General features: G+C 53.7%; 10 protein-coding genes and 1 pseudogene. 4 read left to right on the top strand and 7 right to left on the bottom strand.

Going from position 1 to position 15,311, the window contains the following annotated elements:
- Positions 1–115: 115 nt before the first annotated feature.
- Positions 116–502: a VOC family protein gene (locus OGY15_RS22945; protein ID WP_286541246.1), complete on the bottom strand. Its 387-nt coding sequence runs from the start codon at positions 500–502 to the stop codon at positions 116–118.
- A gap of 484 nt (positions 503–986) precedes the next feature.
- Here OGY15_RS22945 and OGY15_RS22940 point away from each other — a divergent pair.
- Both OGY15_RS22940 and pepE read left to right on the top strand, forming a co-directional pair.
- Positions 987–1,266, top strand: a pseudogene (locus OGY15_RS22940) (addiction module antidote protein).
- Positions 1,267–1,374: 108 nt separating this feature from the next.
- A complete protein-coding gene (pepE, locus tag OGY15_RS22935; RefSeq protein WP_151218102.1) occupies positions 1,375–2,064 on the top strand; it encodes a dipeptidase PepE in 690 nt (229 codons plus the stop codon).
- A gap of 53 nt (positions 2,065–2,117) precedes the next feature.
- On the opposite strand, the gene OGY15_RS22930 is transcribed toward pepE, so the two are convergent.
- Both OGY15_RS22930 and metH read right to left on the bottom strand, forming a co-directional pair.
- A complete protein-coding gene (locus tag OGY15_RS22930; protein ID WP_003031618.1) occupies positions 2,118–3,749 on the bottom strand; it encodes a Na/Pi cotransporter family protein in 1,632 nt (543 codons plus the stop codon).
- Between the two features lie 136 nt (positions 3,750–3,885).
- Positions 3,886–7,569 (bottom strand): methionine synthase, encoded by a 3,684-nt coding sequence (gene metH / locus OGY15_RS22925; protein ID WP_187253993.1) that lies wholly within the window; start codon positions 7,567–7,569, stop codon positions 3,886–3,888.
- Positions 7,570–7,764: 195 nt separating this feature from the next.
- Here metH and iclR point away from each other — a divergent pair, with 195 nt between their 5' ends.
- Positions 7,765–8,589: a glyoxylate bypass operon transcriptional repressor IclR gene (iclR, locus tag OGY15_RS22920; protein WP_003031613.1), complete on the top strand. Its 825-nt coding sequence runs from the start codon at positions 7,765–7,767 to the stop codon at positions 8,587–8,589.
- 21 nt (positions 8,590–8,610) lie between these two features.
- Here iclR and aceK read toward each other — a convergent pair whose 3' ends face one another.
- The 4 genes from aceK to metA all read right to left on the bottom strand — a co-directional run bounded on the left by aceK (position 8,611) and on the right by metA (position 14,597).
- Entirely contained in the window at positions 8,611–10,359 is a 1,749-nt protein-coding gene (gene aceK / locus OGY15_RS22915) for a bifunctional isocitrate dehydrogenase kinase/phosphatase (protein WP_286541242.1), read from the bottom strand.
- Between the two features lie 102 nt (positions 10,360–10,461).
- Complete coding sequence (aceA, locus tag OGY15_RS22910) at positions 10,462–11,766, bottom strand: isocitrate lyase (protein ID WP_016155323.1); 1,305 nt, start codon at positions 11,764–11,766, stop codon at positions 10,462–10,464.
- Positions 11,767–11,797: 31 nt separating this feature from the next.
- Complete coding sequence (gene aceB / locus OGY15_RS22905; protein ID WP_187253996.1) at positions 11,798–13,399, bottom strand: malate synthase A; 1,602 nt, start codon at positions 13,397–13,399, stop codon at positions 11,798–11,800.
- A gap of 268 nt (positions 13,400–13,667) precedes the next feature.
- Complete coding sequence (gene metA / locus OGY15_RS22900; RefSeq protein ID WP_151224594.1) at positions 13,668–14,597, bottom strand: homoserine O-acetyltransferase MetA; 930 nt, start codon at positions 14,595–14,597, stop codon at positions 13,668–13,670.
- Positions 14,598–14,754: 157 nt separating this feature from the next.
- Here metA and OGY15_RS22895 point away from each other — a divergent pair, with 157 nt between their 5' ends.
- The gene (locus OGY15_RS22895) at positions 14,755–15,192 is read left to right on the top strand and encodes an acetyltransferase (protein ID WP_151218097.1); all 438 of its coding nucleotides are present in this window, start codon (positions 14,755–14,757) and stop codon (positions 15,190–15,192) included.
- The last annotated feature ends 119 nt before the right edge of the window (positions 15,193–15,311 follow it).

The raw sequence follows: 15,311 nt of genomic DNA, 5'->3' as shown, positions 1-15,311 counted from the left end.
AGTAGCGCATGAAAATTGTGCACTTACACGGATGCGTTTACTCCGCGTCTGGCATGGAGCTGAGGGGCAGCTTTGAGCGAGAAGCGGAAGTTTAGGTTTGCAACAAGACGAACAGTTACACCCAGGCCTTATTTTGGAGAACTACTTTATATCCGTCGGAGTCAATAAATGTCTTTCCATTCATATCCCAATAAGGGTTAAACGAATTCACCATTTTAAAACTAGCGTCAGTCATTCTTTTACAGGCATGTACCCATTCGTTTTTATCCGAGTAATAAAGAACGAGCAAATCTTCCTCGGTTTGCAAAGGTTGTACTGGATGGTTAAGACAAAAAGTGAATTCTATGTGCCAGTTTAATTCCTCTCGTCCTAACATGATTCCATCGAAACCATTATGATCGTTGAATTCAGCAATTTTATGCAGGCCGAGCCCCTGACTGTACATCAGGAAAGACTTTTCAAGATTGGTGACGGGTTTAGCAATACGCATATGAGTAAACATCTGGAATTCTCCTGGAAGATACCGCTTGTACGTTGAAATCTAACCAGAGTTTACACGCTATCATGTTTTTAATTTGTTCAGGAGTGCCCGCGAAATATACTGCCTTGTTAACGTCTGCTATTGGCACAAAGCCGCCTCTCCCCTGTTATCGTTTCGCGTATCAACCGCAGCATCCTGGAAAATTATGCATTACTGCGAGGCGCCTTCCTGTTTCCTCCTGCCAGCATTTCCCCTTACTCCCCATTTTTTTATTCTCTGGTCTCAACGTGTCAATTCAGAATGTAGTTTATAAAATACATGGAACGTAATAATGGAAATTCTTCAGACCACGGTTTTCCAACGCTGGGAGCAGAATCTACGGGATCGCAGGGCCAAAACGCTCATTGCCGCACGCCTTTTCCGACTGGCGAATGGTTTAGCTGGCGATGTTAAACCTGTTGGGGAATGCTCGCCCGTTCACTGGACTATCAGGAGACATTCCGCCATGAATAAGCTTACTCAGTACGATCCCGCTGCTGCGCTAGTTGATGATGAAGAAATTGCTGTATTTATGGCGGATGCCCTCGAAACAGGCGAAGCAACGTACATTGCAAAAGCGTTGGGCGTGGTGGCACGCGCGAAGGGAATGGCGAACATCGCGGCAGAAACGGGATTATCCCGCGAACAACTCTATCGCTCGTTTAGTGAGAAAGGAAATCCGACGCTGAAAAACCACGTTGGCTGTGATGAAGGCGCTCGGTATTGGATTGACACTTATAAAATAGCCATAGCTTCTGTCCCCCTTCCAACATCGTGAGCCATATCAGTAAGGCGTCAGGCTGATAGTGGTAGCATTAGCGCGGTTTGTAATTTTCTGATTACAGGGAGAAATGATGGAACTGCTTTTATTGAGTAACTCGACGCTGCCGGGCAAGGGATGGATGGAACATGCGCTGCCGCTGATTGCTGAGCAACTGAATGGTCGCCGTACGGCGGTGTTTATTCCGTTCGCCGGCGTGACGCAAACCTGGGATGAGTACACAGCGAAAACGGCAGCCATCTTTGCGCCAATGGGCGTCAATGTTACAGGCATTCATACCGTTGCCGATCCGATTGCTGCCATTGAAAATGCAGAGCTGGTGATTGTCGGCGGGGGTAATACCTTCCAGTTGCTGAAAGAGAGCCGCGAGCGTGGGCTGCTGTCGCCGATTGTCGATGTCGTCAAGCGCGGGGCGCTGTACATTGGCTGGAGCGCGGGTTCCAACCTTGCCTGCCAGACCATCCGCACCACCAATGACATGCCAATTGTCGATCCCAAAGGCTTTGATGCGCTGGGTCTGTTCCCGCTGCAGATTAACCCACATTTCACCAACGCGCTGCCGGAAGGTCACAAAGGCGAAACACGTGAACAGCGTATTCGCGAGCTGCTGGTGGTTGCGCCAGAGCTGACGGTGATTGGCTTGCCGGAAGGTAACTGGATTAAGGTAAGCAACGGTCAATCTGTGCTCGGCGGCCCGAACACCACATATATCTTTAAAGCAGGTGAAGAGGCGGTTGCCGTTGAGGCGGGTCACTGCTTTTAATTGATTGGTTGTCTGATGCCGGATAAACGCAGTGCCATCCGGCATTGACTCAGTTAGTAATCGTCGCGCTCATCATCTTCATCCGGCTGTTCCAGCACGCTGTAGGCCACGGAGCAAAACAGCGAGTTCAGACGCTGCATATCGCCCAACAACGCCAGATGCAGGGAACTGGTCTCGATGCTTTGCACGTTCTGCTGATGCAGTCGGTCAACGTGCGCGTGCGAATAACGACGGTTGAGAATACGGAAACGGTGCTTGCTGCGGCGTAGACGACGGGCACTGGTCACATCGCCCGAGAAGAACACCGACATCGCCAGTTGCAGATTGCTGAGCAGCTGATCGTAAAGCGCATCCAGCTCTTTCAGCCCTTCCACAGAGAATGCCCGACGGGCGGCCAGCGACTTATCAGCAATCTCACTCCCCATACGTTCGACGATATCGGATGCCTGTTCGAGGTTGAGCGACATTTCGATAATCTCCGCCCAACGGCGTGACTCCTCTTCCGCCAGTTCATCCTTTGGCATCCGCGCCAGATAGAGCTTAATCGCCGTGTACAGCACGTTGATGTCATCCGCCATCCTGCGCAACTCTTTCTCTTCGCGCGGCTCGCCGTGCATCACCTTCTTCAACCCGTCCATCATCTGTTCCATCGCATCACCGATGCGCAGCGCTTCGCGGGCGGCATTGGCGAGAGCGAGCGTTGGCGTATCCAGCGCGCTGACGTCCAGATGCTTGGGCTTCAGATGCGCGTCCAGCTCCGGTTCATCGCGGATGATGCGCTTACAAAAACGCGCCATCGGTTCAGCGAACGGTACCATCGCCACACAGCGTACCAGGTTGTAGAAGACGTGGAAGTAGATAACCAGTTCGGATTTCGGCAGCGGTAGCTCATCCATCAAATTCGCCAACGGATGAACAAACGGCAGGATAATCAGGCTGCCCACCAGCTTAAACAGCAGACTGCCGAGCGCCACACGACGGGCAGCAGCATTCGCAGCACTGTTGTTGAGCATCGCCAACAGACCCGAGCCGAGGTTGGCGCCAATCACCAGACACAACGCTACCGGGAACGAGATAATGCCTGCGGCGGTCAGCGTAGCCGTCAGCAGTACCGCCGCCAGGCTGGAGTAACTGATAATCGCAAACATGGCGCCAATCAGCGCATCCAGCATGATATCGCCGGTAAGTGAGGCGAAAATAACCTGTACGCCGTTAGCCTGGGTGATCGGCGTTACCGCCTGCACAATCAGCTCCAGTGCCAGTAAAATCAATCCCAGCCCAATGCCGACTCGCCCAAGTTGTCCCACGCGGGACTGTTTCCGTCCGAGAAAGAAGATCACGCCGATAAAAATCAGCAGCGGCGACAGCCAGGAGAGATCGAAGGTCAGGATACGCGCCATCAGCGCGGTCCCCACGTCGGCACCGAGCACAATCACCAGCGCAGGAGTGAGCGCCACGAGATCCTGCGCGACAAACGACGTCACCAGCATGGTGGTAGCGTTACTGCTTTGCACCAGGGCAGTGACGCCGATGCCAGCACAGAAGGCGAGCGGTTTCTTTTCAACGCTACGGCTGAGGACGGTGCGTAAACGAGCGCCGAAGACGCGCATCACACCGGTACGCACAATATGCGTACCCCAAACCAGCATCGCGACGGCAGAAAGCAGGTGTAACAGAGTTAACACGGAATCAGGTACTCCTTATCGTTATATGTTCCTGAGGCCGAAGCCTTCTTTCAGTATAAGGGTTTAAACGTAATAAAGAGACAGGGCACTCATTGAGTGCCCTGTTTGTTGTAAATAAAGATGACAGTTTTGTGGCTCAGTCAGCGTCGTAACCCAGATTAGGCGCTAACCAACGCTCGACTTCCGCCACGCTCATGCCTTTACGGAAGGCGTAATCTTCAACCTGATCGCGCTGAATTTGCGCCACGGCGTAGTACTTGCTGTCCGGATGACTGAAATACCAACCGGATACCGACGCACCAGGCCACATCGCGAAGGATTCGGTGAGCTTCATTCCAGTGTGCGTCTCCACATCCAGCAGTTCCCAGATGGTGGCCTTTTCGGTATGTTCCGGGCACGCCGGATAGCCCGGTGCCGGGCGAATGCCCTGGTAGTTTTCGCGGATCAGCTCTTCATTACTGAGGTTCTCATTCGCCGCATAGCCCCAGTAGACTTTACGCACGCGCTCGTGCAGGTATTCTGCGAAGGCTTCCGCCAGACGGTCAGCGATCGCTTTCACCATAATCTTGTTGTAGTCGTCATGCTGGGCTTCGAAGGCGTCCGCCAGCGCATCTTCCTCCAGACCACCGGTAACTGCGAAAGCCCCAATGTAATCTGCTTTGCCACTCAGTTTCGGCGCGACAAAGTCAGACAAGCAGTAGTTGGCGAAACCGACTTTCTCCGTCTGCTGACGCAGGTGATGGCTCACGTTGATGACGTGCGTCCGCGTCTCGTCACGGTAAATCTCGATGTCATCGCCGACACGGTTGGCCGGGAACAACCCCACCACGCCACGCGGATTCAGGGTCTTCTCTGCGCTGAGTTTATCCAGCATGTCGTTGGCGTCTTTGAACAGGCGCTTCGCCTCTTCACCCACCACTTCATCCTCGAGAATGCGCGGATATTTTCCCGCCAGCGACCAGGTCATAAAGAATGGCGTCCAGTCGATGTAGTTACGCAGCGTTTCGATACTGGCTTCGACTGACTGTACGCCGAGGCGGTGCGCCACCGGCGGGGTGTAATTTTCCCAGTCAAACGCCAAATCGTTTTCACGCGCGGCAGCCAGCGTTACCGGCGGGGTACGCGGTTTCTTACGCGCATGCTGGATACGCACGGTTTCGTACTCTTTACGCGTACGGGCGACAAAGTCATCGCGCTGAGTGTCAGAGAGTAGCGCGGCCACTACGCCTACGGTACGCGAGGCGTTCTGCACGTACACCGTCGGGCCGCTGTAGTTCTGCTCAATTTTCACCGCCGTGTGCGCTTTCGAGGTGGTCGCGCCGCCAATCAGCAGCGGAATAGTGAAGCCCTGACGCTCCATCTCTTTCGCTACGTTGACCATTTCATCCAGCGACGGGGTAATCAGCCCGGACAGGCCGATCAGATCGGCATTCACTTCACGCGCGGTTCTGAGGATTTTCTCCGCGGGTACCATCACGCCAAGGTCGACGATTTCGTAGTTGTTGCACTGCAGCACCACGCCGACGATGTTTTTACCGATGTCGTGCACGTCGCCCTTCACGGTCGCGATGACCATTTTGCCATTGCTGGAGCCTTTCTCTTTGCTGGCTTCGATGTACGGTTCGAGGTAGGCCACCGCCTGCTTCATCACGCGGGCGGATTTCACCACCTGCGGCAGAAACATTTTGCCCTCGCCGAACAGGTCGCCAACCACGTTCATGCCGTCCATCAATGGCCCTTCAATCACCTCGATCGGACGCGCGGCCTGCTGGCGCGCTTCTTCGGTATCCAGTTCAATAAATTCGGTTATGCCTTTCACCAGCGAGTATTCGAGGCGCTTTTTCACGTCCCAACTGCGCCATTCCGCCATCTGGGCATTGGCAGTCTCGTCGGTTTTGCTCCCGCGATATTTCTCGGCCAGCTCCAGCAGACGCTCGGTGCCATCGTCACGACGATTGAGGATCACATCTTCAACCGCATCACGCAGCTCGGCGGGCAGGTCGTCATAGATCGCCAGTTGTCCGGCGTTGACGATCCCCATATCCATGCCGTTGCGAATGGCGTAGTAGAGGAATACCGCATGAATGGCTTCACGTACCGGGTCGTTGCCACGGAACGAGAACGACACGTTAGAAACGCCGCCGGAGATCAGCGCATGCGGCAGTTCGCGTTTGATGTCTTCACAGGCACCGATAAAGTCCTGCGCGTAGTTGTTGTGTTCCTCAATGCCGGTCGCGACCGCGAAGATGTTCGGGTCAAAGATAATATCTTCCGGCGGGAAGCCGACTTCTTCGGTCAAAATTTTGTAGGCGCGACGACAGATCTCAATTTTGCGCGCGCGTGTGTCGGCCTGGCCCTGCTCGTCAAAGGCCATCACCACCACCGCCGCACCGTAGCGACGCAGCAGCTTCGCGTGATGAATAAAGGTCTCAACCCCCTCTTTCATCGAAATGGAGTTAACGATGCCTTTGCCCTGAATGCACTTCAGCCCTTTTTCGATAACGTCCCATTTTGAGGAGTCGATCATGATCGGTACCCGGGCGATATCCGGTTCACCGGCAATCAGGTTAAGGAAACGAACCATCGCCGCTTCGGCGTCGAGCATCCCCTCATCCATGTTGATATCGATAATCTGTGCGCCGCTTTCTACCTGCTGGCGGGCGACGTCCAGCGCCTCGCTGTATTTCTCTTCTTTGATCAGGCGCTTAAACTTCGCTGAGCCGGTAACGTTGGTCCTTTCGCCGACGTTCACAAACAGGCTGTCATCGCCGATATTCAGCGGTTCGAGGCCAGACAGGCGGCAGGCCACCGGGATTTCCGGCAGTTTGCGCGGCGGCAGCCCGTCCACTGCGCGGCTCATGGCGGCGATGTGTTCCGGCGTGGTGCCGCAGCAGCCGCCAACAATATTCAGGAAGCCCGCTTCGGCCCACTCGCGAATTTGCGCCGCCATAGTGTCGGCATCAAGATCGTATTCGCCAAAGGCGTTCGGCAGCCCGGCGTTCGGGTGTGCGGTAACGTAGCATTCGGCAATACGCGACAGTTCCTGCACATACTGGCGCAGTTCATCCGGCCCTAAGGCGCAGTTCAGACCAAAAGTCAGCGCGTCGGCGTGGCGCAGCGAGTTATAAAACGCTTCGGTGGTTTGACCGGAGAGCGTACGGCCAGAAGCGTCGGTGATGGTGCCGGAGAGCATAATCGGCAGCTCAACGCCCAGCGCTTCAAATTCGGTTTTTACCGCGAAAATAGCGGCTTTGGCATTCAGGGTATCAAATACAGTTTCAATCAGGATCAGGTCACTGCCGCCTTCCACTAGCGCTTTGGTGGATTCCCGGTAGGCGGCCACCAGCTGATCAAAGGTAATATTGCGGTAAGCCGGGTCGTTGACGTCGGGCGATATAGACGCCGTACGGTTGGTTGGGCCAAGCACGCCCGCGACGTAGCGCGGTTTATTTGGCGTACGCGCCGTCCATTCGTCTGCTGCCGCGCGCGCCAGTTTGGCTGCCGCAAAGTTGATTTCCGCCGACAGGGATTCCATCTGGTAATCCGCCATGGCGATAGTCGTGGAGTTAAAAGTGTTGGTCTCGATGATATCCGCACCCGCCTCGAAGTAGGCGTTGTGAATCGCAGCGATCACTTCCGGTTTGCTGAGCACCAGCAGGTCGTTGTTGCCTTTCAGATCGCACGGCCAGTCGGCAAAGCGTTCGCCGCGGAAATCCTCTTCACTCAGACGATATCCCTGGATCATGGTGCCCATACCGCCGTCCAGCACCAGAATACGTTCATTTAACTGCTGACGTAATTGTTCAACTTTGCTGCTCACACTCGCTCCCGACAACGCTCAACCAGACCGAAAAAAACTCAACAGACCATACTGGCACAAACCTGAGAGGCGGAAAAGAGAACAACGGCCAACATGAGACATGTTCAGCTTCACTCATCCGATCAGTACAGGAATTCTTGCATTATATTTGAATAAAACGAAAATGATTTCCACGATACAGAAAAGGAGTCTGCCATGGTTGCCCCCGTTCCCGCGAAACGCGGTAGAAAACCCGCAGCTACCACTGCGCCCGCAACCGGGCAGGTTCAGTCCCTGACGCGCGGCCTGAAACTGCTCGAGTGGATTGCGGAATCCAACGGCAGCGTGGCGCTGACCGAGCTGGCGCAGCAGGCCGGCCTGCCAAACTCCACGACTCACCGATTATTGACCACCATGCAGCAGCAGGGATTTGTTCGTCAGGTCGGTGAATTAGGGCATTGGGCCGTGGGCGCGCATGCGTTTATTGTCGGCAGCAGCTTTCTGCAAAGTCGCAATCTGCTGGCGATTGTCCACCCAATCCTGCGCAAACTGATGGAAGATTCCGGTGAAACGGTCAACCTCGCCGTGCTGGATCAAAGCGACCATCAGGCGATTATTATCGACCAGGTGCAGTGTACCCAACTGATGCGCATGTCTGCACCCATCGGCGGCAAACTGCCGATGCACGCCTCCGGTGCGGGTAAAGCGTTTTTATCCCAGCTGAGCGAAGAACAGGTGACTGGGCTGCTGCACCGTAAAGGGCTGCACGCATACACCCACGCCACGCTGGTGTCGCCGGTGCATCTGAAAGAGGATCTCGCCCAGACGCGTAAGCGCGGGTATTCCTTTGATGATGAGGAACATGCGCTGGGCCTGCGCTGCGTGGCATCATGCATTTATGACGAGCACCGCCAGCCGTTTGCCGCCATTTCCATCTCCGGTCCGATTTCGCGCATTACCGACGATCGCGTGACCGAGTTTGGCGCCATGGCGATCAAAGCGGCGAAAGAAGTAACGCTGGCGTATGGCGGCTTTCGCTAAGATGGCATTGCCGGGTTGCGGCTACGCCTTACCCGGCTTACGGTCGGTTTCATAACGCACACAAAACCGCTGCTTGCGCCGATAGGCGTAAACATCTTCCACATGCCCTTCACGGATCCGCGTTTGCAAACCCCGCCAGTAGTCGGCGTTGAATAAGTCAGCGTGCATCTCTTCAAATAGCGGACCAATACGCGGGTCAGCACACAGCCAGTGGCGAAACTCTTCCGGGAAAACATCCCCTGGAGATACGCTGTACCACGGTTCAGCGCTCATCTCATCTTCCGGGTAACGCGGTGGCGGGATATGGCGGAAATTCACCTCCGTCATATAGCAAATTTCGTCGTAGTCATAGAACACCACGCGCCCGTGGCGGGTCACGCCAAAGTTCTTAAACAACATATCGCCGGGAAAAATATTGGCGGCGGCCAGCTGACGAATCGCGTTGCCGTACTCTTCAATGGCATCGCGCAGTTGCTGGCCTTCGACCTGCTCCAGCCAGATATTCAGCGGCACCATGCGCCGTTCGATATACAAATGGCGAATGACAATCTGATCGCCGAGATCGGTAATTTTGTCCGGGGCTTCCTGTAGCAACAGCGCCATCAGCGCCGGGGCGATTTGCCGTTTATCCAGCACAAAGTTTTCGAACTCCTGGGTGTCAGCCATTCGCCCAACGCGATCGTGCTCTTTGACCAGTTGATAACAAGCGCGGACGTGGGCGGCAGACATCTCTTTTTGCGGGGCAAATTTATCTTTGATAACTTTAAACACCCGATCAAAGCCCGGCAGGGTAAACACCAGCATGACCATGCCGCGGATCCCCGGCGCTTCGATAAATTGCTCATCGCAATGGGCAAGATAGAGCAGATATTCACGGTAGCTTTCGGTTTTGGCGTGCTTCTGACAGCCAATCGCCATATACAATTCCGCGGTGGTTTTACCGGGCAGGATCTCGCGCAGCCACTCCACCAGTGCGGCCGGCAACGGTGCATACACCATGAAATAGGAACGGGCAAAGCCAAACACAATGCTCGCCTCCGCCGTCGTAGTCAGGCAGGTATCGACAAACAATTCACCTTCGTCTGTCCGGTGAATTGGCAATAAAAACGGCAGCGTCCCGGAAGGGGTAATCAGCTTACCGACCAGCCAGGCGGCCTTATTGCGATAAAACAGTTCATTCGCCACCTGTAAATGGCAGCCCTGCAACACATTCGCACCGAGGGTTTCGGTCAGGTGCTCAATGATGTAGTGGATATCCCGATGTTTGTTCTGCCACGGTAGACGCAAGGGCAGATCGCTAAGGACGCGTGTGAGCAGCCACTCCCAACCTGAATCAGGGAAAAAGTCTTTCGCCAGCGGGCGTGGGATCGTGCGAAAACGGCGCTCTGGCTGAGAACTGAAAATAAACAGCCGCTCGGGAGTCAGCGAGCGGTGGTCAAATAACCGGCAGTAAACGGAGTTAAAAAAGCTCTCCGCAATCTCGAAGCGCGGGTAATCCGGCAATAGCCGGGTGTAATGCTCTTTCACGCGAAGTAAAAAATCCGCATCAGTGCTTTTACCGTCAGTAATGCAGCGCAACTGCTCCACCACCAGACCGACGTGATGATCATAAAGGTGAATACGGCTTTTCATCGCCTGCTGAACCGCATGCCAGTCGGCATGTTCAAAACGCTGCTGCGCGCCGGAGGTGACTTCCAGAAAACGCCCGTATTGGGCGTCGAAACCTTGCAAAATCGTCTGAGCAATCAGTAATTCCAGGCCACGCGTCATTGATTTCTCCCATCCGGCACAACGTCATGCCGGATGGCGCATTCGCTTATCCGGCCTACATCCCTTCGTAGGCCCGGTAAGCGCAGCGCCACCGGGCATTGATCAAAACTGCGATTCTTCAGTCGAGCCGGTCAGTGCGGTCACCGAGGAAGTACCGCCCTGAATGATGGTGGTAACTTTATCGAAGTAACCAGTGCCCACTTCCTGCTGATGGGATACAAAGGTGTAACCGTCTTTCGCCGCCGCAAATTCTGGCTGCTGAACCTTCTCAACGTAGTGGCGCATGCCTTCACCCTGCGCATAGGAGTGTGCGAGGTCGAACATGTTGAACCACATGCTGTGGATGCCCGCCAGGGTAATGAACTGATATTTGTATCCCATATCTGACAGCTGCTGCTGGAAGCTGGCAATGGTTTTATCATCCAGGTTTTTCTGCCAGTTAAACGACGGTGAACAATTGTAGGCCAGCAGTTTGCCAGGGAATTTGGCATGAATAGCATCGGCAAAGCGCTTCGCCAGTTCGAGGTCCGGCGTGGAGGTTTCACACCACACCAGATCCGCATACGGTGCGTAGGCCAGACCACGGCTAATCGCCTGCTCAATACCCGCATGTGTACGGTAGAACCCTTCACTGGTGCGTTCGCCGGTGATGAACTCGCTGTCGTAGGGATCGCAATCAGAAGTAATCAGGTCGGCTGCGTCAGCATCGGTACGCGCAATCACCAGCGTCGGAACGCCCATAACGTCGGCCGCCAGACGGGCCGCCACCAGTTTCTGGATAGCTTCCTGAGTCGGTACCAGCACTTTGCCACCCATATGACCGCATTTTTTCACCGATGCGAGCTGATCTTCGAAGTGAACGGCCGCTGCACCAGCCTCAATCATCGACTTCATCAGTTCAAACGCGTTCAGTACACCGCCAAAACCCGCTTCCGCATCGGCAACGATCGGCAGGAAGTAATCCACATAGCGCGGATCGTTCGGTTCAATACCGGTTGACCATTGGATCTGATCGGCGCGACGGAATGTGTTGTTGATTCGATCCACCACTGCCGGGACGGAGTTCGCCGGATACAGCGATTGATCCGGGTACATGCTTGACGCCAGGTTGGCATCTGCCGCCACCTGCCAGCCTGAAAGGTAGACCGCCTCAATACCGGCTTTCGCCTGCTGCAGCGCCTGGCCGCCGGTCAGCGCACCGAGGCTGTTGATATACCCTTTCTTCGATTCACCGTGCAGCAAACGCCACATTTTCGCCGCGCCAAGCTGTGCCAGCGTGCATTCCGGGTTGACCGAGCCACGTAATTTCACCACTTCCTCCGCGCTATATGGGCGGGTAATGCCTTCCCAACGCGGTTGAGTCCATTCTTTCTGTAATTCTTCGATTTGTTGAGTACGGGTTTTCATGTGCAGATGCTCCATATTGTTATGTGGTGGATTACGCAAGCAGGCGGTAACCTGGCAGGGTGAGGAAGTCGATTAAGTCATCTGATGTGGTGATTTGCTCCATCAGGCGCGCGGCATCGTCAAAACGTCCGCTGCTGTAGCGGTGTTCGCCCAGCTCGTCCTGAATCACCAGCATCTCTTCGGCCAGCATCTGGCGGAACAGCGGTTTGGTCACCGGTTTGCCATTGCTGAGCGTTTTCTGGTGGTGGATCCACTGCCAGATGGAGGTACGGGAGATTTCGGCTGTGGCCGCATCTTCCATCAGACCGTAAATCGGTACGCAGCCATTACCGGAGATCCACGCTTCGATGTACTGCACTGCGACACGGATGTTGGCGCGCATACCTTCCTCAGTACGCTCACCTTCACAAGGTGCCAGCAGTTGTTCTGCGGTAATCGGCGCATCTTCTTCACGGGTCACGAACAGCTGATTTTTGTTTTCACCGAGCACGTCGTTGAACACCGCCATTGCGGTATCAGCCAGTCCCGGATGAGCAATCCATGTGCCGTCATGACCGTTATTGGCTTCCAGCGCTTTGTCCGCTTTTACCTTGGTCAGCACCTGGTTGTTACGTTCTGCATCTTTGCTGGGAATGAACGCCGCCATACCGCCCATCGCGAACGCGCCGCGTTTATGGCAGGTTTTAATCAGCAGGCGTGAATAGGCGCTGAGGAATGGCTTATCCATCGTCACCACCTGACGGTCCGGCAACACGCGATCCGGGTGGTTCTTCAGCGTTTTGATATAGCTGAAAATGTAGTCCCAGCGACCGCAGTTCAGGCCGACAATATGGTCTCGCAGCGCGTGCAGAATTTCGTCCATCTGGAAGACGGCCGGCAGAGTTTCAATCAGCAGAGTCGCTTTGATGGTGCCGCGCGGCAGATTAAAGCGATCTTCTGCATAGCTGAACACTTCGCTCCACCATGCTGCTTCTTGCCAGGCCTGCGTTTTTGGCAGGTAGAAGTAAGGGCCGCTACCTTTTGCCAGCAACGTTTTGTAGTTGTGGAAGAAATAGAGGGCAAAGTCAAACAGGCTGCCCGGGATGGATTCACCACGCCAGGTGACGTGTTTTTCCGGCAAGTGCAAACCACGAACGCGACACACCAACAGGGCCGGATTGGGTTTAAGTTGATAAATTTTACCGGCTTCGTTGGTGTAACTAATGGTGCCATTGACCGCATCGCGCAGGTTGATCTGCCCATCGATTACTTTGCTCCACTCAGGAGCCAGCGAATCTTCAAAATCAGCCATAAAGACTTTGACATTTGCGTTCAGCGCGTTGATGACCATCTTGCGCTCAACAGGCCCGGTTATCTCTACGCGGCGATCCAGTAAATCATCAGGAATACCGCGAATTTTCCAGTCGCCCTCACGAATGGAAGCCGTTTCCGAAATAAAATCAGGCAACTTACCGTCATCAATATCCTGCTGCTGCTGGATACGTGCAGCCAGAAGTTTATTGCGTTTTGGTGTAAATCTTGTCACCAATTCGGTCAGAAACTCCACCGCTTCAGCGGTCAGAATCTGTTGCTCCTGTTCGCCACGCGGCCTGGTGAAGACCAGTTCATCGGTTGTCGTTGCCTGTTGATTCATTGCGTAGTTCCTCGTCATTGATCCAAACACATCCCCAATGCGAACGAAGGATCGTTGTGCGGTTTTCGTTCAGCACAACTAAGACTACTCATTTAATTTTCAAAATCAAAAACAATTTCCATTTTTAATTTAAATATCAATTAACTCATTGATAACAATATAAATAAAATTTAATTACATGATGAGGTGCATTTCGGAAATAAAAAAGGCACCCGAAGGTGCCTGATTCAACATGCTGAAACGCTTAAGGATCGTCTGCTACAGAAGATTAATCCAGCGTTGGATTCATGTGACGCAGATCATATGGCGTGATCTGGTAGACGTAATAGTTGAGCCAGTTAGTAAACAACAGATTGCCGTGGCTACGCCAGGTTGCCCGCGGTTTGTTTTGCGGGTCATCTTTCGGGAAGTAGTTATAGGGTACTTCCGGCATTAGGCCCGCTTCGACATCACGAAAATACTCACTGCCGAGCGTATGAGCGTCATACTCAGGATGACCCGTCACAAAGGCAATTCGTTTATCTTTGCTGGCAAACAGGTAAGCATCTCCCTCTTCTGTCTCGGCAAAAATCTCGAGATCGGTGTAGTCCCGGATAAGTGCAGCAGGAAAATCGGCATAGCGCGAATGCGGAGCCAGGAACGCATCATCAAATCCACGCGTCAGTAGTGCATGTGGGTGCAGAATATGATGCTCATAAACGCCTGAGAGTTTATCCGTACGGGTTTGCTTAGGAATTCCGTACAGGATATTCAGCGCGGCTTGTACCGCCCAACAGACAAATAGCGTCGAGGTAACGTGATCTTTGGCCCATTCAAGCACTTGTTTAATCTGAGGCCAGTAAGCCACGTCATTAAATTCAACCAGACCCAACGGCGCGCCGGTCACGATCAGTCCGTCAAAGTTCTGATCGCTGATATCCTCGAAATTACAGTAAAAGTTATTCAGATGCTCCGTAGGGGTGTTGCGTGACTCCCGGGCATCGATGCGCAATAGCTGAACATCTACCTGTAGCGGTGAGTTAGACAGTAAGCGCAGGAACTGGTTTTCCGTTTCAATCTTCTTGGGCATCAGGTTGAGGATGAGCACCTTCAGTGGTCGAATTTCCTGACCGGAAGCGCGGGATGTCGTCATGACAAAGACGTTTTCCTCACGCAAGAAATTGACGGCGGGTAGCTCGTCCTGCACGCGAATTGGCATAACCTGATAACCTCACTACATACGTTTAAACGTTTAGACATCCAGACAGCTGAAGATACCCAGGAATCATGCGAATGTCGAGCCTGCATCCTCAAGTTGAGAAAGTTTCACGGCCCCTTGCTGTAGAATAGTGCAGTAAAGAAAAAAGGAGAATGCTATGCCCTTTACCATTCGTCGTTCGCGTAAGGACGAAGGCGATAAGCTCGTATCTATCTGGGGTCGTTCAGTCGATGCGACGCACCATTTTCTCTCACCGGATTATCGCATTGAGCTGGAAGAGCTGGTACGTTCATTTTTACCAGAAGCTCCACTATGGGTTGCAGTGACAGAACAAGATGAGCCTATCGCCTTTATGCTTCTGACCGATCAGCATATGGATGCCCTGTTCGTCGACCCGGATGCACGTGGTCGTGGTATTGGTAAGTTACTCATTGAACATGCTTTATCAATGACTTCAATGCTAACGACCAACGTTAATGAACAGAATGAGCAGGCGGTTGGATTCTATAAAAAGATGGGATTTAACGTGACGGAACGGACAGAAGTGGACGATCTTGGACGACCGTACCCGTTACTCAGCCTCGTACACGGCTAGCCGTACTTCCGGACGCCGCAGCCGGCGGATTTCACGGCACACAGACGCAAAAAAGCCCATCCGGCAGGATGGGCTTCTTCACTTTATTTGATGCCTGGCAGTTCCCTACTCTCGCATGG

The sequence above is a fragment of the Citrobacter sp. Cu231 genome (assembly GCF_030332265.1).
GTDB classification, from domain to species: Bacteria; Pseudomonadota; Gammaproteobacteria; order Enterobacterales; family Enterobacteriaceae; genus Citrobacter; species Citrobacter meridianamericanus.
The sequence above is the reverse complement of the archived record's forward strand: the minus strand, read 5'-3'. Positions and strand labels throughout refer to the sequence as shown.

What these genes read in the sequence shown, in the direction of transcription:
- aceK (WP_286541242.1), bottom strand. Translation starts at nt 10,359, where the DNA reads ATGACGCGTGGCCTGGAATTACTGATTGCTCAGACGATTTTGCAAGGT.
- OGY15_RS22895 (WP_151218097.1), top strand. Translation starts at nt 14,755, where the DNA reads ATGCCCTTTACCATTCGTCGTTCGCGTAAGGACGAAGGCGATAAGCTC.
- aceA (WP_016155323.1), bottom strand. Translation starts at nt 11,766, where the DNA reads ATGAAAACCCGTACTCAACAAATCGAAGAATTACAGAAAGAATGGACT.
- pepE (WP_151218102.1), top strand. Translation starts at nt 1,375, where the DNA reads ATGGAACTGCTTTTATTGAGTAACTCGACGCTGCCGGGCAAGGGATGG.
- iclR (WP_003031613.1), top strand. Translation starts at nt 7,765, where the DNA reads ATGGTTGCCCCCGTTCCCGCGAAACGCGGTAGAAAACCCGCAGCTACC.
- aceB (WP_187253996.1), bottom strand. Translation starts at nt 13,399, where the DNA reads ATGAATCAACAGGCAACGACAACCGATGAACTGGTCTTCACCAGGCCG.
- metA (WP_151224594.1), bottom strand. Translation starts at nt 14,597, where the DNA reads ATGCCAATTCGCGTGCAGGACGAGCTACCCGCCGTCAATTTCTTGCGT.
- OGY15_RS22945 (WP_286541246.1), bottom strand. Translation starts at nt 502, where the DNA reads ATGTTTACTCATATGCGTATTGCTAAACCCGTCACCAATCTTGAAAAG.